The organism is Symbioplanes lichenis (genome assembly GCF_030709675.1).
Taxonomy (GTDB): Bacteria; Actinomycetota; Actinomycetes; order Mycobacteriales; family Micromonosporaceae; genus Actinoplanes; species Actinoplanes lichenis.
Window position 1 is genome coordinate 107923 of sequence record NZ_JAUZQD010000019.1, and the last position, 19000, is coordinate 126922.

The window sequence follows — 19000 nt, forward strand, 5'->3', positions numbered from 1 at the left end:
GCGACGAGGGGCGGCCAGGGCACGACGGCGACCAGGGCCCGGTCACGGCCACCAAGGTGGGATGGGCACGACGACATGGCCGCGCGGCGGCGGAGATGCCGCGCGGCAACCGGGGGCGGGGGCCTACTTCTTCTTGGCGCCCCGGGACGAGACCAGGCGGGCCGCGGTCCAGTCCTTGCCGGCGTTCACCGTGGAGGTCTGCTGGAGGCCGGCGGTCGGGGCGCTCTCGCTGACCTCGCTGGGCTCGACGTGTCCGTCGCGTCCGGCCTTGGGGGTCAGGAGCCACACCACGCCGCTGTCCGCGAGCGGGCTCAGGGCGTCCGTCAGTACTTCGAAGAGATCGTCGTCGCCGTCGCGGTACCAGAGGAGGACCGCGTCGACCACCTCGTCGGTGTCCTCGTCGACCAACTCGCCCACGCGTTCGGTCAGGGCATCACGGAGATCCTCGTCGACATCGTCGTCGTAGCCCATCTCCATGACCACCATGTTCGGCTCGAAGCCGAACCGGTCCGCCAGGCTGCGTACGCCGTCGGCCTGACCAGCGGTCGCGCTCACTGTCGAATTCCTCCTTGCTGTTCTCGGCACATGTGTGGGGGTAGTCCACACATTCGCGGCCCTGTGCGCAAGTGGCGCACCGGGTGTGTGGCAATTTACCGCGCCAGCAGGGCATGGGCACCCTGCGTGATGGCATCTTCCCCGATCAGGACGTGCTGCGCCGCCGGACCGAGCGGAACAGGGGTGTCCGCGCCCGCGATCCGGCGCACGGCGCCCACGAAACCGCCGTCCACCAGGGCAGCGAGAATGCCCTCGCCGACCCCGCCGGAGCGCCGGGTCTCGTCCACGATCAGGACCCGCCGGGTGGCGGCGGCCTCCCGGAGCAGGTCAGCGGTCGGCAACGGGCTCAGCCAGCGCAGGTCCACCACTCGGGATCCGTAGCCCTCGGCGGCGAGCTGGGCGGCGACCCGCAGCGACATCCGGACCCCGTTGCCGAAGGTCAGGATGGTGAGATCTTCCCCGGAACCGACGGGGTAGGTCTGCGCGCGGCCGATCGGGATGTGTGCGCCGGCCCACTCCCCCGGCGGGGCATAGGGCGCCAGCCACTCGTTGTCGCCTTGTTGATAGAGGTCCTTCGTCTGATAGAGGGCGAGCGGCTCCAGGAACACGCTCACCGTCCCGTCGCAGGCCGCGGCGGCGACACAGGACCGCAGCAGCGGCGCCGCGTCGGCCGCCCGGGAGGGCACGGCCAGGACCAGGCCGGGCACGTCGCGCAGCACGGCGACGGAGTTGTCACCGCCGAAGGAGTGCTGATAGGCGAGCCCGGCCACCCGGACGACCATGGGGTTGCGGAATGCGCCCTGCGAGAAGAACTGCATGGTCGCCGCCTCGCCGCGGAGCTGGTCCTCGGCGTTGTGCAGGTAGGCCAGGTATTGGATCTCGGGGATGGGCAGCAGGCCGGCCAGCCCGGTGCCCAGCGCGAGCCCGAGGATCGTGGTCTCGTCGAGCAGCGTGTCGAAGACCCGCTCGCCGCCGAAGCGGTCGCGCAGGTTGCGGGTGACGCCGTAGACGCCGCCCTTGACCGCGACGTCCTCGCCGAAGACCAGGGCGCCCGGGTGGGCCAGCATGGCGTCGGTCAGGGCGGCGGTGAGGGTCTGAGCCAGGGTCAGCGGGCCCGCCTGCTCGGGCAGCCGGCCCCCGAAGGCCTGCGTGCGGGCCATCGAGCCGATCCCGCTCGCGCGGCCGGCCGTGTCGGCGACGTGTTTCGCCACGCGCAACGGGCGGCGCGGGGCCAGCGGCGCGGCGACTTCCGCGAGGGACGCCAGCTTCGGCTCGCCCAGGACCTCCTCGGCGACCTTGCGGACCTGCCAGCCCAGTTCGTCGTACCTGGTCATGAGGTCCTCGGGGGTCGCGAAGCCGCCCTCGACGAGCAGCCGCGCGGTGCCGGCCAGGGGATCCCGCTCCAGGTCGCGGGCGATGTCCGCGGCGGTACGGTAAGCCGTCTCGCTGTCCGCGCCGGCATGACCCATCAGCCGTACGACCGGCAGGTGCACCACCGCGGGCTTGCGCTCGCCCCGGACGTAGTCAGCGGCCTCCCGCGCCACGTCGAAGGTCGCCGCGAGATCGGTGCCGTCGGCGTGGAAGTAGCGGAGCCCGGGCCGGCTGCTCAGCGTCTCGGCGACCCAGCCTTCCGGCGACGGGACGCTCAGCCCATAGCCGTTGTCCTCGCAGACGAGCAGCAGCGGGAGGTTCCGGCCCTTCCGGGCGTACCACCCGAGGGTGTTGAAGGCCGTTGCCGCCCCGGCGTGGTTGACCGACGCGTCGCCGAAGGAAGCCACGACAAGCGCGTCCGACGGCCACGGCGTGCCGGCCCCGCGCAGGTGCGGGGCGGCGCTCATCGCGTACGCGATGCCGACCGCCCGGGGCAGATGCGCCGCCACCGCCGCCGTGGCCGGGACGATCGCCAGGTCGGCCCGCCCGAAGACCTTGTGCCGGCCGCCGGCGACGGGCTCCGCCGCCGACGCCACCACCCCGCGCAGCACGTCGCCGGCCGCCTCGAGCAGCGGATCGTGCTCAGGATCACGCGGTTCGGACGAAGCGGCCTGGAGCACTCGGACACAGTGGAAGGCCGCGGACCGGTAGTGGAGGAGGGCGGGGTCGTCGAGGCGCAGGGCCGCGGCGACGGCGGCGTTGCCCTCGTGACCGGACGAGCCGATCGTGTAATAGCCCTCGTTGAAGCTGCGCAGCCAGCGCGCGGCCAGGTCGAGATGGCGGCTGACCAGCTGGGCGTCGAAGAGCTCGCGCGCCCGCGCGCCGGTCAGCGCCGAGCCCTCCCGGACGGGCTCGCCCTGGTCACGACGGTGCCCGGCCGGCCGCAGGGCCGCCACCGCGTCACGGAAGCGCTCGTCGAGCTGCTGGGGGGTCGTCACGGCATCCAGCATCGCGGACCTTGGCCACACCCGCCACCGCGCGCACGCGCACCGGACGCCGCATGGAAGACTTCCCGGTCATGGACACCACCGTGATCTCCGTCCGGACGGGGAACCGTCCGGTCGTCCGTGACATCACGGGCGAGGCCGAGCGGTTCGTGCGGGGGCGCGGCGACGGCCTGCTGCACGTCTTCGTCCCGCACGCGACGGCCGGCCTGGCCGTCATCGAGACCGGCGCGGGGTCCGACGACGACCTGCTCACGGCCATCGACGACCTGCTGCCGGCCGAGGACAAGTGGCGCCACCGGCACGGGTCGCCCGGTCACGGCCGCGACCACGTGCTGCCGGCCTGGATCCCCCCGTACGCGACCCTGCCGGTCGTCGACGGCCGGATCGCCTTCGGCACGTGGCAGAGCCTGTGCCTGGTGGACCCCAACGGCGACAACCCCGAGCGCCAGGTCCGCTTCAGCTTTCTGAAGGGTTAAGTAGTTGTTACCCCCGAGTACGTGTGTCGAGCATCGCCCGCGAACCCCGTAGGCGTGACGACAAGCACCGTTTGGGGGCAGGATGGAGCCATTGCCGTGCGGTTCACACAATGGGCGTACGGTCCGAACCGACCAAGAGGAATGCCTGTGGCCACGGAACGCAAGCGCCCGGTGATCACTGACGGCCTGCCGAGCCAGCTTCCGGACATCGACCCCGAGGAAACCCGGGAATGGGTCGAGTCGCTCGACGGAGTCATCGACGCACGCGGCGGAGACAGAGCCCGCTACGTCATGCTGCGCCTGCTCGAGCGGGCCCGGGAGCGGCAGGTCGGCGTCCCGCCCCTGACCTCCACCGACTACATCAACACCATCACCCCGGACCGCGAGCCCGAGTTCCCCGGCGACGAGTTCGTCGAGCGCCGCATCCGGGCGTACATCCGGTGGAACGCCGCCATGCTGGTGCACCGCGCGCAGCGGCCGGAGATCGGCGTCGGCGGTCACATCTCGACCTACGCGTCGAGCGCCAGCCTCTACGAGGTCGGCATGAACCACTTCTTCCGCGGCAAGAGCCACCCCGGCGGCGGCGACCACATCTTCTTCCAGGGCCACGCCTCCCCGGGCATGTACGCGCGGGCCTACCTCGAGGGCCGGCTCACCGAGCACGACCTCGACGGGTTCCGCCAGGAGCTGTCCCACCCGGGCGGCGGCATCCCGAGCTACCCGCACCCGCGGCTGATGCCCGACTTCTGGGAGTTCCCGACGGTCAGCATGGGCATCGGCCCGCTGAACGCGATCTACCAGGCCCGGTTCAACCGCTACCTGCACAACCGTGGCATCAAGGACACCAGCCAGCAGCACGTCTGGGCGTTCCTGGGCGACGGCGAGATGGACGAGGTCGAGTCGCTCGGCGCGATCGGCCTGGCCGCCCGCGAGGAGCTCGACAATCTGACCTTCGTCATCAACTGCAACCTGCAGCGGCTCGACGGCCCGGTGCGCGGCAACGGCAAGGTCATCCAGGAGCTCGAGTCGTTCTTCCGCGGCGCCGGCTGGAACGTCATCAAGGTCGTCTGGGGCCGCGAGTGGGACGACCTGCTCGCCCGGGACACCGACGGTGCCCTGCTCAACCTCATGAACACCACGCCCGACGGCGACTTCCAGACCTACAAGGGCGAGTCCGGGGCGTACGTCCGGGAGAACTTCTTCGGCCGCGACCCGCGGGCCAAGAAGCTGGTCGAGGGCATGTCCGACGACGAGGTCTGGAACCTCAAGCGCGGCGGCCATGACTACCGCAAGCTCTACGCGGCCTACAAGGCGGCCACCGAGCACACCGGCCAGCCGACGGTCATCCTGGCCCACACCATCAAGGGCTGGACGCTGGGCTCGCACTTCGAGGCCCGCAACGCCACGCACCAGATGAAGAAGCTCACGCTCGACGACCTCAAGGGCTTCCGCGACCGGCTCTACCTCGACATCAGCGACAAGCAGCTCGAGGAGAACCCGTACCTCCCGCCGTACTTCCACCCCGGCCCCGAGTCGGACGAGATCAAATACCTGCAGGAGCGGCGGCGCGAGCTGGGCGGCTATGTCCCGACCCGGCGGACCAAGGCCAAGGCGCTGGCGATCCCTGACTCGGCGCGCTTCGGTGACGTCAAGCGCGGCTCGGGCAAGCAGAAGGTCGCCACCACGATGGCCTTCGTGCGCCTGCTCAAGGACATCATGAAGGACAAGGAGTTCGGGGCCCGCTGGGTGCCGATCATCCCGGACGAGGCCCGCACGTTCGGCATGGACTCGCTGTTCCCGACCCGCAAGATCTACTCGCCCCACGGCCAGACCTACACGTCGGTCGACCGGGAGCTCTTCCTGTCCTACAAGGAAGCGACCAACGGCCAGATCCTGCACGAGGGCATCAACGAGGCCGGCTCGACCGCCAGCTTCATCGCCGCCGGCACGTCCTACGCGACGCACGACGAGCCGATGATCCCGCTCTACATCTTCTACTCGATGTTCGGCTTCCAGCGCACGGCGGACGAGCTGTGGGCGGCCTCGGACCAGATGACCCGCGGCTTCCTGCTCGGCGCGACCGCCGGGCGCACCACGCTCAACGGCGAGGGCCTGCAGCACGAGGACGGGCACTCGCTGCTGATCGCGGCGACCAACCCGGCCGTCGTGGCCTACGACCCGGCGTTCGCGTTCGAGATCGCGCACATCATGGAGCGCGGCCTGCACCGGATGTACGGCGAGCAGCAGGAGAACGTCTACTACTACCTGACGGTCTACAACGAGCCGATCCTGCAGCCGGTCGAGCCGGCCAACGTCGACGTGGAGGGCCTGCTCAAGGGCATCTACCGGTACGCGGCCGCCCCCGAGACGACCGGGCCGAAGGCGCAGATCCTGGCGTCGGGCACGGGCATGCAGTGGGCCCTGAAGGCGCAGCAGCTGCTGGCCCAGGACTGGGGCGTCGGGGCCGACGTGTGGTCCGTGACCTCGTGGACCGAGCTGCGCCGCGACGCCGTCGAGGCCGAGGAGCACAACCTGCTCAACCCGGGCGACCAGCCGCGGAAGCCGTACATCCAGACCAAGCTGGAGGGCACCGAGGGCCCGGCGGTGGCGGTCAGCGACTGGATGCGCGCCGTGCCCGACCTGATCAGCCGGTGGATCCCCAACGACTACACCTCGCTGGGCACCGACGGCTTCGGCATGAGTGACACCCGGCACGCGCTGCGCCGGCACTTCCACGTCGACGCCGAGTCGGTGGCGGTGGCGACGCTGCGCCAGCTCGCGTTGAAGGGCAAGGTCCCGGCGCACGTCCCGGCCGAGGCCGCCAAGAAGTACGCGATCGACGACATCGGCGCGGCGCCGGTCGGCGAGACCGGCGGCGACAGCTGACGGTGGCCTGATAACGAGGGGTGTGTCCGGAATCATTCGGACATACCCCTCAGTTTTTCCCCGCCCTGTCCGAACAGCGGGGCATGGTGCGCGCACAGATCAGTCACAAGCTCCTGGCCCTCGGCCTGGGTGGGGTCATCGGTACGGCGGGGGTGCTGGTCGGGGTCGGCGCCTGGCAGAGCGACGCCTTCGCCGACCGCACGGAGAAGCAGGTCACCCAGCTGACGACCGACAACCTGGCGCGCACCTCCGACGAGGTCAACAAGATGGTCAGCGCCGTCGGCAACGAGGTGCAGAACAGCGTCAACAAGAGCATGGAGTCGGCGAACCAGCAGCTCGCCGCGAGCGGCGGGGCATCGCTGCAGAGCAAGACGGCCACGTGGACCGCGACCAACCAGGTCAGCCAGGCGAAGACCACCGTGACGCTGCCGCGGCTGGCCGTGGGCGGCACGTGGCTGGGCCAGAACACCAGCTTCGGCAAGGAGACGCCCTTCGCCGACGACACCGCCGACCTGCTCGGACTGACTGTCACCGTCTTCCAGCGCATGAACGACAACGGTGACCTGCTGCGCGTGGCCACCACGGTCAAGGGCGCCACCGGCAACCGCGCCATCGGGACGTACATTCCCGCGACCGCCGACGGCAAGGCCAACGCCGTCGCCGCCGCGATCAAGTCGGGCAAGGGCTACCGGGGCGTGGCCAAGGTGGTCGACACCTGGTTCATCACCGCGTACGACCCGATCAAGGACGCCTCGGGCGACGTCATCGGCGCCCTCTTCGTCGGCGTCCCGCAGACCGAGGCGCTCAAGACCCTGACCGACGCCATCTCCACCAGCTCGGTCAGCGAGAACGGCTCCATCTCGGTCATCAGCACCAACGCCGCCGACGCGGGCCGGGTCATCACGTCGAGCCTCGACTCGATCGTCGGCCAGAACATCAAGGACGCCGCGGACGCCAACGGCACCAAGTACGTCGAGCAGATCCTGGCCGAGGCGCCGAAGCTCGAGGACGGCAACACCTGGCAGGGCACGTTCAAGCTGGCGGGCGCCGCGGGGGCCCCGGCGGGCGAGACTGTGCTCACGGCGTCGTACTACGCGCCGTACAACTGGGCGATCTCGGTCAGCGGCTACAGCGGCGACACCAGCGGTGCCGTCGACGCCGTCCGCGACGGGCGCCGCGACATGCTCATCGCCTTCCTCATCGCCGCGGTCCTGCTCGCCGTGATCGGCGGCGCCGTGGCCGCCTGGCAGGCCCGCCGCATCTCGACCCGGCTCGGCCAGCTCACCGCCGCCCTGTCCCGCCTGGCCCACCGCGACCTCACCGTCAAGGTGCAGGACAACGTCCAGGACGAGATCGGCCGCGCCGGCACCGCCCTCAACACCGCCACCGCCGAGCTGCGCGAGGTCATGGTCGAGGTCACCGGGGCGTCGCACGAGGTCAGCAAGTCGGCCTCCCAGGTCGCGGCGACCGGCGGCGAGCTGACCACCTCCGCCGAGAGCGCCGCCTCCCAGGCCGGCACGGCCAGTCGCGCCGCCGACGACATCTCCGTGGTCGTGCAGACGGTCGCCGCCGGCGCCGAGGAGATGGGCGCCTCCATCAGCGAGATCTCCAGCAACGCCCAGGAGGCCGCCCGCGCCGGCCGCGACGGCGTCGGCCTCACCGCCACCGCCTCCGGCGTCATCGACGAGCTCCGCGTCTCCACCGGCAAGATCGCCGACGTGGTCCGCCTGATCGCCAGCATCGCCGAGCAGACCAACCTGCTCGCCCTCAACGCCACGATCGAGGCGGCCCGGGCGGGCGACGCGGGCAAGGGCTTCGCGGTCGTCGCCGGCGAGGTCAAGGATCTGGCCCAGGAGACCGCCAAGGCCACCGAGGACGTCACCGCCCGGGTCTCGGCCATCGAGTCCGACACGGCCAAGGCGGTCGAGGCCATCAACGCCATCACGGCCACGATCGGCCAGGTCAACGATTACCAGACGGCGATCGCCGCGGCGGTCGAGGAGCAGGCCGCCACCACCGCCGAGATGTCCCGCAACATCACCGAGGTCGCCACCGGCAGCCAGGACATCGCCAGCAACATCGGCGCGGTCAGCGGGGCCGTGGAGAGCACCCGGTCGGCGGTGTCGGTCTCGCACCGGGCGGCGGACGAGCTCAACGGCACGGCCCAGCGCCTGACGCACCTGGTCGACCGCTTCACGGTCTGACGATCCGCGTTCCGGCCGGCGGCTCCTCCTCGCGAGGGGCCGCCGGTTTGTCTAGGCCGGGACGTAGGTGAGGACCTCGACGCCGGTCGCCGTGGTCCAGCGGTTGGTCGGCTTGAGGGCGATCTTGGTGCCCTCGTGCCAGAGCTTGCGGCCCTCGCCCACGACGACCGGGTAGATCATGATGCGGTACTCGTCGACGAGGTTGTGGCGGGTCAGCTCGTTGAGGAGGTCGCCGCTGCCGTTGAGCAGCAGGGTGCCGGTCTCGGTGCGGAGCTTGGCGACCGCGTCGGCGACCGTGCCGGAGAGGAACGTGGCGTTCCACTCCGGCGTGGTCAGCGAGGTCGTGGCCACGTACTTGGGCATGCTGTTCATCTTGCGGCCGAAGTCGCCGGTGCTGGATTCCATGGCGGGCCAGGCGGCCTTGAAGCCCTCGTACGTGCGGCGGCCGAGCAGCAGCGCGTCGGCCTCGCGCAGGTTGGCGTCCTGCCAGGCGCCCAGCTCGTCGTTGAAGTAGGGGCCGCTCCAGGCGGGTTCCTCGAAGACCCCGTCGAGCGTCACGTACTCCACCGCGATGACCTTGCCCATGGCTCCACCTCGTCGTGTCGGGCCGCGAAAGGCCCAGACTACGGGAGCCGGTCGGCGGCCAGGAACGCGTTGAGGTGCGGATGCCGGCTCGCCACGGCGACGTCGCGCCAGTAACGCTGCAGCGGGTTCGACTCGGCGAAGCCGCTCGCGCCGTGCAGGTCGAGCATCAGCTCCATCGCCTGGCGGCAGTCCCGCGCCGCCCCGGACATGGCCAGGCCGTGGTCGCCCGGCCCGGTGGCCGCCAGGTGGAGCATCGTGCGCTCGGCCTGCCGGGCGAGCCGGGTGGCCTCCGCCCGGAAGGTGCGCGCGGACGGGGACTCGCCCATGGACGCGTACGCGCTCATGTAGGGCTTGCGATCGGACGCGAACATCGCGGTGATCACGTCCAGCGCACCCAGCGTGGCGCCGACGACCGGGGCGAGCGCGGTCAGGCCGAAGAGCACCATGTCGCCGGCGAGTTTGCTGAAGTCGAGCGGCGCCACGCGCTCGGCCGGCACGAGGACGTCGTCGGCGACCAGCGTGTGACTGCCGGTGCCGCGCATGCCGACGGCCGACCAGGTGTGTTCGACGCGCAGGTCGCGGATCGGGAAGAGCGCCCAGGACAATGTCCCGTCGACCATCAGGGCGAGGCCGGCCCACTTCGCGTCCTCGCAGGCGGAGACGTTCGCCCAGCGGCCGGTGACGCGTACGCCGCCGAAGGCCTGCTCTCCCCGGCCGCCCGGCGTGCCCGAGCCGGCCATCAGCTCGTCCGGGCCGACGACGTCGCCCAGCGTCCGGCGGGTGAAGATCTTGCCGGTCAGCGAGGTGCCGGCGACCCAGCTGGTGGAGGGGCAGCCGCGCGCCATCTCGGCGAGCAGCTGGACGGCTTCGGTGGGGGTGCGGTCGTGCAGGGCGAAGGCGCCGGCCTTGTGGGCGACGTCAAGAGCAGCAGGGCGGCCCTGCTGCTCGGTCTCCGCGGCGTGCGCGAACAGGGTGTCGGCAAGTGGTGATGTCACACGTTCCACCGAACCAGGGACAGGGTGCCCGCGGCCATGCGTACGCGGCCCGAGGTGATACGCGGACGTACCATCGCGGACGTGGACATGATCACGGCCGCGCTCGGCAGCGTCCGGGCCCTGCGCGCGAACGGGCGCCGCATCACGGAGTCGGGCGCGTGGGGGCTCCGCTTCCCGTCCATGGCGGTGCTCGGCTTCCACGTGCTGCTGCGCGGTGAGGGCTGGCTCATCCAGGACAAGATCGACCCCTTGCGCGTACGCCCGGGGGACGTGATCTTCACCGCCGCCGGAGTCGAGCACGGGCTGTCCCACGCGCCCTGCGACCTCGCCGATCTGCCCGTTTTCACCATCGAGGAGCCCGCGCCGACCGGCGAGGCCGACTTCGAGTTCCTCTGTGGCGCCTACCGGACGGAGGACGGGCGCGTACCGGCCCTGCTGCACCGGTTGCCGGGGCTGGTCCGGATCACGCCGGACTACGACGAGCAGCCGGAGCTGCGGACGCTGATCACGATGCTGCACGCCGACTTCGACCGGCCGGAGCCGGGCACCGACGCGGCCCGGGCGGCGCTCATCGATCTGATGGTCGTGCAGATGCTGCGCCAGGTGCCGGACCGGATGGAGGTCACCGATCCGGGCATCGCCGGCGCGCTGCACGCGATCCACGACCGGCCCGAGCGGTCGTGGACGGTGGACCAGCTGAGCTCGGTCGCGGGCATGTCGCGCACGACGTTCCACCGGCGGTTCACCGCCGCGACCGGCACTCCCCCGATGGCGTACCTGGTCGATCGGCGGATGAGCCTCGGCGCCCAGTTGCTGCGGGAGAGCCCGGCGCCCCTGGCGGCCATCGCGCGGCGGGTCGGCTACTCGACGGAGTTCGCCTTCTCGGCCGCGTTCCGGCGCGCCTACGGGATGGCGCCGGGCTCCTTCAGGAGGAGCTCCTAGGGCAGGGTCCACCGCTGGTTCGCGCCGGCGAAGCAGTCCCAGATCTGCAGGCGGGTGCCGTTGGCGGAGCTGTTGTTCGAGGCGTCCAGGCACTTGTTGCTGACCGGGTTGAGCAGGGTGCCGTTGCTCTGCGCGGTCCAGGCCTGGGCGCCCGTGCCGTTGCAGTCGTAGAGCTGGATCAATGACCCGTTGGCGGTGCCGGCGGCGGCGACGTCCAGGCACTTGCCGAGGGCGCGCACGGTGTTGTCCGTACCGATGGTCCAGGTCTGGGCATTGCTGCCGTTGCAGTCGTAGAGCTGGATCGCGGTGCCGTTGGCGGACGACGCGGAGGCGACGTCGACACACTTGCCACCGATGCCCGTGATGCGACCGGTGCGGGTCGGCGACCCACCGCCCGTCGCGGTCTCATAGATGGCGCTGACCAGCGAGTTGGCGCCGGTCGCGTCCTGGGACAGTTCCCAGTTCATGATGCCGCCGGCGTTGGCGAGGGCCCACTGGGTCTTCCGGCGGATCGTGGGCAGGCCGTTGTAGCACTCCTGCGCGCCGTTGATCGTGGCGCAGTCCTGGTTGGCGTACGCGGGATTGGTGGCGACGATCTGGTTGTAGGGCACGTAGCCGTTGCGGCTGTAGAACGGCACGCCGAGCACGGTCTTGGCCGCGGGCAGGCCCCGGCCCTTCCAGAAGTTCGCGGCGGCGATCGACCAGTCGTAGTTCGCGTGGGGGTTGCCCCCGTCGTAGGCCATGATGTTGAGCCAGTCGACGACCCCGAAGACCGAGGTGGGTACGCCGTTCGCGGTCGACCCCTCGGAGACGACCGCCGACGTCAGGAGCTTCCCCTGGCCGTGCAGGGCCGTGCCCAGCTGGGACATCAGCGCCGCGTAGTTGGCGCCCGACGTCCCCGGGTCCGGGTACTCCCAGTCGATGTCGATGCCGTCGAGGCCGTACTGGCCGACGACGCCCATGACCGTGTTGACGAACGTGGTCCGGGTGCTCGCGTTGGCGGCGAGCGACTCGAAGGCGGAGTCGTTGCCGTCGTTCCAGCCGCCGATGGCCAGCGAGATCTTGACGTTGTTCTGGTGGCCGAGCGAAACGAGCTGGGAGAGCTTCGAGGTGTTCTCGATGGGCTGGAGGGTGCCGTTCGCGTTGGGGAGCGCGAAGGCGTAGTTGATGTGGGTCAGCTTGGAGTACTGGATGCTGGTGACGCTGCCGGCCCAGCTCGGCATGTAGCCGACGCTCTTGAAGCCGTTGGGCAGGGCCGCCTGGGCGGGGGCCTGGATGGCGGCAGCGGCCGTCAGACCCACCGCGAGGGCGGCGAGGATCTTCTTCATCGATTTCCTTCCGGCGTGGGGGCGCCTCGGACGCGGAAATCTTAGGAAGATTTACTAATAGTCGTCAATACACGCCGTGATGAAAGGTCGGCGGAAACCGGCTCGCGGGGCGCCGTAGGCTGGGCGGGTGACCGTACGAGTTCGCTTCGCCCCGTCCCCGACCGGCATGTTCCACGTCGGCGGTGCCCGAACAGCCCTGCAGAACTGGATCGTCGCGCACCAGAGCGGCGGCGTGTTCGTCCTGCGGATCGAGGACACCGACGCGGCCCGCAACCGGCCCGAGTGGACCGAGGGCATCATCTCCGCACTCGACTGGATCGGCATCGAGCGGGGCTCCTACGAGGGCCCCTACTTCCAGTCCTCGTACAAGGACGACCAGATCGCCGCCGCCACCCGCCTCTACGGCGAGGGCCGGGCGTACTACTGCGACTGCACCCGCGACGACGTCGTGGCCCGCACGGGCAACACCCACACCGGCTACGACGGCTTCTGCCGCGAGCGCGCGCTCGGCCCGGGCGAGGGGCGGGCCCTGCGCTTCCGTACGCCCGACGAGGGCACGACCGTCGTCACCGACCTGGTCCGCGGCGAGCCCACGTTCGAGAACAAGCTGATCGAGGACTTCGTCATCGCCCGCAGCGACGGCTCCCCGGTCTTCCTGCTGGCCAACGTGGTCGACGACATGAGCATGGGCATCACCCACGTCATCCGGGCCGAGGAGCACCTGCCCAACACCCCCAAGCAGCAGCTGCTCTGGGAGGCGCTGGGCGTCAAGCCCCCGGTGTGGGCGCACGTGCCGGTCCTGGTCAACGAGAAGCGCCAGAAGCTCTCGAAGCGCCGCGACAAGGTGGCCCTGGAGTCCTACCGCGACGAGGGCTATCTCGCCGCCGCCATGCGCAACTATCTGATGCTGCTCGGCTGGGCGCCCTCCGGCGACCGCGAGATCGTGCCGTGGCAGGTCATCGAGGAGGAGTACAAGCTCTCCGACGTCAACCACGCCCCCGCGTTCTTCGACGTCAAGAAGCTGCGGGCGTTCAACGGCGAGTACATCCGGGCGCTCTCCACCCAGGAGTTCATCCAGTGCTGCTCGCCGTGGCTGGCGGGCACCGACACCATCCCGGCCCCGCCGTGGGACCCGGCCGCCTTCGACGCCGACGTCTTCACCGACGTCGCGCCGCTCGCGCAGACCCGGATCGCGGTGCTCAGCGAGATCGTCGACTACGTCGACTTCTTCTTCCTGGCCGAGCCGGTCGAGGACGAGCAGTCGTGGAACAAGGCGATGAAGGAGGGCGCGGCCGAGATCCTCGACGCGGCCGCTGCAGCATTCGGGGCGCTCGAGGAGTGGGCGGCCGAGCCGCTCAAGGGCGCGCTGGAGAAGGTCGGCGAGGAGCGGGGGCTCAAGCTGGGCAAGACCCAGGCGCCCGTACGCGTGGCCGTGACCGGTCGCACGGTCGGGTTGCCGCTCTTCGAGTCGCTCGAGGTGCTCGGGCGGGAGAAGACGCTGGCGCGGATCGCGGCGGCGCGCGGCCGGCTCTGATCCTCCCCTCGCTGTCTCTCTTCCCGGCGGTGGCACTCACACTGTGATCACCGCCGGGAAGGGCGCGCCTACGCTCAGCGTGATCTCGTTGGCGTGAACATTTCGTGACCATTTCGGTATGCGGTTTCCGGGTCCCGTCCGCACGGGCGTCAACTCCCTGGCCAGGCCCGCTCCTCCCCCGTCACACCCCGGGTGACCTCGGCATACGTGAGTTGACCTCGGTAGGTACTATTCGCCCGCTGATCAGCAGTGGTTGCACCCTCTCCCACCCTTTCCGGATAGTTCGAAAAGGTGCCGTCCCGAGATGCGCTCGCGCTCTTCTCCGGGAAGGCTGTGGGTACATGGCGCACAGCAACGATTGCACCAACACCTAGGCGGGGGAGGCCGGACGGTGGCTCGAGGGATGACCAGGCGACTTGGGGCGATCGTCCTCGGGCTGGCGATGGCCCTGACCGGATCCGGGGCGGCGCACGCCGAGGCGCCCAAGACCCCGGCCAAGCCGACGGCGGTGACGATCGCGGGGAAGAACGTCTCCGGCGGCAAGCTGACCGTGCAGCAGGCGGAGCACGCCGACGTCTTCCAGCGCCTGCTCAGCGAGGTCAACTGGCTGTCCACGGCGACGCCGACGACCACGGCGCCCAAGGCGGACAAGCTCGGCCCGAAATACGTCGCCACCGTCCTGATCAAGGACAAGGCCACCCAGGTGTACGACCTCTATCCGCTCGCCTCGGGCGGCCCCCGCGCCTACCGGCCGGCCAAGCAGCCCACCGGCAAGAAGAGCGCCGGCTGGTTCTACGGGCGGCTCACCATGTCGGAGTCGCTGCGCATCAGCGGCGTACCGCTGGAGGCGAAGCCGGACCTCGTGGCCGGCGGCATCGGCGGCGGGATCGGCTCCGACGTGGAGGCCGAGGAGCTGGACCCGGTCGCCGTGGGCCAGGACGTGGTCAACGAGGTGCAGCGGCTGTTCCTGCTCAACGGCGCGGTGCTGCTGGTCGTGCTGGCCGGGCTGGCCGGGGTCGCGTTCCTCATCCGCCGCCGGGTCTGACCCACTCTCAGCCCGCCGGGCGTACGGGGATCTTGAGGATCGGGCAGGCCGGGGCCGGGGTGTTGCAGCGCTCCCCCAGTCCGAAGGCGTCGAGCAGCTTGGGGTTCGTCGCCAGGTCGGCCGCCTCCCGCGTGGTCAGCGGCGGCGCGCCGAGCTCCTCGTCGCCGGTGCCCCGCTCGCCCGTCGCCTGCACGGCCACGGTCCGCCCGTCAACCACCCGCCGGGCGATGACCTCGTGCACCTGCCAGTCCCGGTCGTCCGTGTCGGCGTAACGGGCATAGTCGAAACCCGACGCCGTGGTGTCCGGCTTGGCGCACGCCTGCGGGTCGGCCAGCACCGGCAGGCACAGCCCGGCCGGCGCGTCGTAGACGGCGACCTCGATCAGGCCGTGCGGGCGGCCCTGCTCGTCAAGCACCGAGTATTGCCGCCAGCCCGGACCGGTGAACGGCTCGCGCGGCACGATCCGGTGCCCCTCGGCGTCGACCGGCCCCTTCAGCACGGCGAGGACGTGATCCAGCTCGGCCGACGGGCGCGGCTGGGCGACCGCGACGGCGGCGGTCGAGCGGGGTCTGCTGCCGGGCAGGAGGACGGTCGTGAGGCCGTACCCGAGCAGAATGACGATCGCCACGGTGGCCAGCCCGGCCAGGATCACCGCCCGGGCCCGCCGGCGCCGCAGCCGATCGGCCTCGGCGAGGATCTCGGTCACGGCGTCCCCGACCGGCGGCTCCCCGGCGCAGGCCCGCTCGAGCACCGCGGTCATCGCCGCGCTCATCGGCCGGCCACCGGCTGCCCCGCGCGGAGCAGCTCCTGGAAGGCCTGCAGGCCCTCGGCCTCGTACTCCGTGACTTTGTTGCCGTCGAGGCCGAGCACGTCGGCGGTCTCCGCCACCGCCAGATGGCAGAAGTGGTGCAGCACGAGCACCGCGCGGCACTTCGGCGGGAGGCGGCGCAGGGCGTCGAGGACGAGCACGGTGTACGTGTCCCGCAGCGCCGCCTGCGCGTCGTCGTAGCCGGCCGCCGCGGGCGCGACGAACACGTGCTCCCGGCGGCTGTGGCCGGGCTTGAAGGCGGCCATCAGATCCGCGTACGCCCAGAGGTCGAGGTCCCCGGCGTCGGCCCCGACCCCGGGGTCGGTCAGCGCTCGGGCCAGCGTGAGGCGCGCTGATTCACCGGCCCGGGCCCAGTCGCCGCACATGAGGAAGGCGGCGCGGCGCAGGTGGGCGTACCGCTGCGCCACGTATTCGTCCGTCATTTGCCCCTTTATAGGGCACTTCCCGGCGCCCGGAGTCCCGAATGCCCCTCACACGACCCGGACGGTGACCTCGACGAGGCGGACGAGGTCCTCGAGATCGGCGTCGAACTCGGCGCTGGCGGCCTGCTCGCCCAGCTCTTCCGGGTTTTTCGTCTCTTCCGGCGGCGGGCTCTGATCGGTCGCGCCGGGCAGGCCGCCGGTGACTTCGCCGGTCGTGTAGCCGAGCAGGAAGGCGCAGATCATCCGGGTCAGCCGCGGAACGTGCGCGCCGGGCACCCCGGCGTCGTGCAGGGTGGCCCGCAGGGCGGCGATGAGCCAGCTGCCGCCGGGCGAGGGCCGGTTCAACAGCAGCGGGTACGCCCCCGGATGCCGCCGGGACAACGCCCGCACCGCCCGCCCGAGCGCCCGCAACCGGTCCCGCCAGTCGATGTCGGCGGGATCGGTGCCGTACCGGTCGCCCAGCTCCAGGTGCAACAGATCGACCAGCCCGTCGAGCAGGGCGTCCTTACCCCCCACGTACGGATAGAGCGCCATCGACGTCAGCCCGACCCGCTCCGCCACGGCCCGCATGGACATCGCCCCGAGCCCCCGCTCGTCCACGAGCGCCAGCGCCTGATCAAGAATGAGCCGTCGCTTGTCGTCCACGTGCCCACCGTGTCGGTGCCCGCACCCCACACCCACCGGACGCGCCGCAACCGGCCCGCCAGTCACACCACCGGGTGAGCAATCTCCCCCGGCCGACCGGCGACCGGGGCCGTCAGCACCAGCGGCGGGGCGGGCGGCCCCGGCCGGCCGCTCGGCGGCGGGGGCGGACGGCGCCGTGGACGTGGGCGCCGGCCCAGCCGTGGAGATGGGTGCGGCAGCCGTCGCGGTGAGGGATGTCGCCGGCGGGGTCGTCGGGGGCGGGAGGCACGGTCAGCAGCGGGGGGCCGGCCGGGGCGACGAACACGGACTCCTCGGCGACGCTCTCGTCCGCGTGGTCGTGTTCGGCTTCGGGGCACAGATTCTCGAGTTCCGCCATGCGCCGCCTCCCTCCCTCTCCTTGCTCGTTCCCGGGTACCCGGTCCCATCGGCACCGTGCCGCCCGGCTTGACCTTCCCGGGCCGCGAGTTCCGCTCGGTTTCCGGCACCGGGCGTCGCTGCCCGGGGTGGCTCCCGGCAATGGATCACCAGGTCGCGCCGGTTCCGCAACTCGTGCGGCCCAGGACGACACCATGCCAGGTCACCCACCGGAATCGCGGTGAGGGCACACCGCTATTACCGACAAACACCCCAAAAGGGACACGATGCAGCGGGGCCGGGAACGATTGTGCCTCTGCGGAGAGGGTTCGAGAAGGGGCTCGGCGAACCGCCTCCGCCCACCTCGGCGGCAGCCGCGTCCGGCCGGTGGACTCGCGGGCGGCCGGCCGGCGGGCCCGTGCACGTCCAGCCGGCGGGCCCGTGCGCGGCCGGCGTTCGGCGGCGCCTGACATGCTGGGCGGGTGGCACAGGTGAGCAAGTCGTCGCGGGGCTCGTCCGCTCCGCCGCTGGCCGCCACCCTGCGCCGGGTCGAGCGCAGCGCCGGGTCGCTCGCGTCGTCGAGCGTGGTCCGGATGGAGGAGACGCTCCCCTGGTTCCGCGCGCTGCCGGCGGAGCAGCGCTCGTCGGTGATGCTCGTCGCCCAGGCCGGCATCCGCTCGCTGGTCGAGTGGCTCCGATCGGGCGGCAACGCGGCGGGTACGCAGGAGCTCTCCGACGAGGTCTTCGCCGCCGCGCCCCGATCGCTGGCCCGGTCGCTCACGCTGACCCAGACCGTCCAGCTGATCAAGGTCGTCATCGACGTGGCCGAGTCCGAGGTCAACGAGCTGGCGGCGACCGGGGAGAAGGAGGCGCTGGCCGAGGCGATCCTCAAGTTCTCGCGGGAGATCGCCTTCTCGGCGGCCCGGGTGTACGCGCGGGCAGCCGAGGTACGCGGCTCCTGGGACGCCCGCCTCCAGGCCCTCCTCGTCGACGCCCTGCTGCGTGGCGACTCCTCCGACGTGCTCGCCAGCCGGGCCGCCGCCCTGGGCTGGGCGGACGCGCCTCCGGTGGCCGTGGTCGTGGGCCGCTCCCCCGGCGGCGACCACACCGCGGTGCTGCACGCCGTCTATCGGGCCGCGCGCCGGGCCCGGGTCGAGGTCATCGGCGGTGTCCACGGCGACCGGATCGTCGTGGTCATGGGCGGCGCCGCGGACCCGATCGCCAGCGCGGAGCAGCTGTCGGGCGCCTTCGGCGACGGTCCGATCGTCGTCGGGCCGGCCGTCCAGTCGCTCGACCACGCCACCGAGTCGGCGCGCGCCGCCCTGGCCGGCTATCGCGCCGCACCCGCCTGGCCCGGCGCCCCGAAGCCGGTCGCCGCCGACGCCCTGCTGCCGGAGCGTGCACTGGCCGGCGACCCCGAGGCCCGGCGCGCGTTGCGGACCGAGGTCTTCGGATCATTGTCCCGGGCCGGGGGGAGTCTGCTGGAGACGCTCGACGCGTTCTTCGCCACGGGCGGGGTGCTGGAGAGTGCCGCCCGGGAGCTGTACGTGCACCCGAACACGGTGCGCTATCGGTTGAAGCGGGTGGCCGAGGTCACGGGGTTGTCGCCGCTGGACGGGCGCGACGCCTTCGGGCTGCGGATGGCGCTCGCCGTGGGCCGCCTCGACCCGGCCGGCTGAGTGCGACGCAGCTCACGCGAACGACGCGACGGCGAGCGGGCAACTGGCGAGGCCTCGAATCCGCTCGGAATGGTGCATAGTGCACCCCCTCTTGTGGGAACCCTACAACCGGGGTCGTAGGGTTTCGTCTCGTGCGGCACCTC

At 71.4% G+C, this 19000-nt stretch carries 16 protein-coding genes; 7 read left to right on the forward strand and 9 right to left on the reverse strand.

Features of this window, described 5'->3' with window-relative positions:
* Positions 1–123: 123 nt before the first annotated feature.
* Both RAN62_RS36225 and RAN62_RS36230 read right to left on the reverse strand, forming a co-directional pair.
* A complete protein-coding gene (locus tag RAN62_RS36225) occupies positions 124–555 on the reverse strand; it encodes a DUF3052 domain-containing protein (RefSeq protein ID WP_305789372.1) in 432 nt (143 codons plus the stop codon).
* Positions 556–650: 95 nt separating this feature from the next.
* A complete protein-coding gene (locus tag RAN62_RS36230) occupies positions 651–2936 on the reverse strand; it encodes a transketolase C-terminal domain-containing protein (RefSeq protein ID WP_305789373.1) in 2286 nt (761 codons plus the stop codon).
* Between the two features lie 68 nt (positions 2937–3004).
* Between RAN62_RS36230 and RAN62_RS36235 the strand changes: the two genes are divergently transcribed.
* The 3 genes from RAN62_RS36235 (at position 3005) to RAN62_RS36245 (ending at position 8499) form a co-directional block, all read left to right on the forward strand.
* The gene (locus RAN62_RS36235) at positions 3005–3409 is read left to right on the forward strand and encodes a YjbQ family protein (RefSeq protein WP_305789459.1); all 405 of its coding nucleotides are present in this window, start codon (positions 3005–3007) and stop codon (positions 3407–3409) included.
* A 147-nt stretch (positions 3410–3556) separates the two neighbouring features.
* Positions 3557–6295: a pyruvate dehydrogenase (acetyl-transferring), homodimeric type gene (aceE, locus tag RAN62_RS36240; protein ID WP_305789374.1), complete on the forward strand. Its 2739-nt coding sequence runs from the start codon at positions 3557–3559 to the stop codon at positions 6293–6295.
* 83 nt (positions 6296–6378) lie between these two features.
* Complete coding sequence (locus RAN62_RS36245; RefSeq protein WP_305789375.1) at positions 6379–8499, forward strand: methyl-accepting chemotaxis protein; 2121 nt, start codon at positions 6379–6381, stop codon at positions 8497–8499.
* Between the two features lie 51 nt (positions 8500–8550).
* Here RAN62_RS36245 and RAN62_RS36250 read toward each other — a convergent pair whose 3' ends face one another.
* Together RAN62_RS36250 and RAN62_RS36255 are read right to left on the reverse strand one after the other, a co-directional pair.
* Entirely contained in the window at positions 8551–9084 is a 534-nt protein-coding gene (locus RAN62_RS36250; protein WP_305789376.1) for a dihydrofolate reductase family protein, read from the reverse strand.
* 38 nt (positions 9085–9122) lie between these two features.
* Entirely contained in the window at positions 9123–10079 is a 957-nt protein-coding gene (locus tag RAN62_RS36255) for an acyl-CoA dehydrogenase family protein (protein WP_305789377.1), read from the reverse strand.
* An 87-nt stretch (positions 10080–10166) separates the two neighbouring features.
* Between RAN62_RS36255 and RAN62_RS36260 the strand changes: the two genes are divergently transcribed.
* Positions 10167–11021, forward strand: a complete 855-nt coding sequence (locus RAN62_RS36260) for an AraC family transcriptional regulator (protein ID WP_305789460.1) — start codon at positions 10167–10169, stop codon at positions 11019–11021.
* Here RAN62_RS36260 and RAN62_RS36265 read toward each other — a convergent pair.
* Positions 11018–12349 (reverse strand): glycosyl hydrolase family 18 protein, encoded by a 1332-nt coding sequence (locus tag RAN62_RS36265; protein WP_305789378.1) that lies wholly within the window; start codon positions 12347–12349, stop codon positions 11018–11020. The two genes, RAN62_RS36260 and RAN62_RS36265, sit on opposite strands and share 4 nt — an antisense overlap.
* Positions 12350–12476: 127 nt before the next feature.
* Between RAN62_RS36265 and gltX the strand changes: the two genes are divergently transcribed.
* Both gltX and RAN62_RS36275 read left to right on the forward strand, forming a co-directional pair.
* The gene (gene gltX / locus RAN62_RS36270; RefSeq protein ID WP_305789379.1) at positions 12477–13883 is read left to right on the forward strand and encodes a glutamate--tRNA ligase; all 1407 of its coding nucleotides are present in this window, start codon (positions 12477–12479) and stop codon (positions 13881–13883) included.
* Between the two features lie 403 nt (positions 13884–14286).
* A complete protein-coding gene (locus RAN62_RS36275) occupies positions 14287–14928 on the forward strand; it encodes a hypothetical protein (RefSeq protein ID WP_305789380.1) in 642 nt (213 codons plus the stop codon).
* Between the two features lie 7 nt (positions 14929–14935).
* Here the strand turns inward: RAN62_RS36275 and RAN62_RS36280 are convergent, their stop codons facing one another.
* From RAN62_RS36280 to RAN62_RS36295, 4 genes are all read right to left on the reverse strand, one after another.
* Entirely contained in the window at positions 14936–15700 is a 765-nt protein-coding gene (locus RAN62_RS36280) for a hypothetical protein (protein ID WP_305789381.1), read from the reverse strand.
* On the reverse strand, positions 15697–16179 hold the full coding sequence (locus RAN62_RS36285) for a sigma factor-like helix-turn-helix DNA-binding protein (RefSeq protein ID WP_305789382.1): 483 nt from the start codon (positions 16177–16179) through the stop codon (positions 15697–15699). The genes RAN62_RS36280 and RAN62_RS36285 overlap by 4 nt, the downstream gene beginning before the upstream one ends.
* 48 nt (positions 16180–16227) lie before the next feature.
* Positions 16228–16824, reverse strand: a complete 597-nt coding sequence (locus tag RAN62_RS36290) for a TetR/AcrR family transcriptional regulator (RefSeq protein ID WP_305789383.1) — start codon at positions 16822–16824, stop codon at positions 16228–16230.
* Between the two features lie 112 nt (positions 16825–16936).
* Positions 16937–17200, reverse strand: a complete 264-nt coding sequence (locus tag RAN62_RS36295; RefSeq protein ID WP_305789384.1) for a hypothetical protein — start codon at positions 17198–17200, stop codon at positions 16937–16939.
* 460 nt (positions 17201–17660) lie between these two features.
* Between RAN62_RS36295 and RAN62_RS36300 the strand changes: the two genes are divergently transcribed.
* Positions 17661–18857: a PucR family transcriptional regulator gene (locus tag RAN62_RS36300; RefSeq protein WP_305789385.1), complete on the forward strand. Its 1197-nt coding sequence runs from the start codon at positions 17661–17663 to the stop codon at positions 18855–18857.
* The last annotated feature ends 143 nt before the right edge of the window (positions 18858–19000 follow it).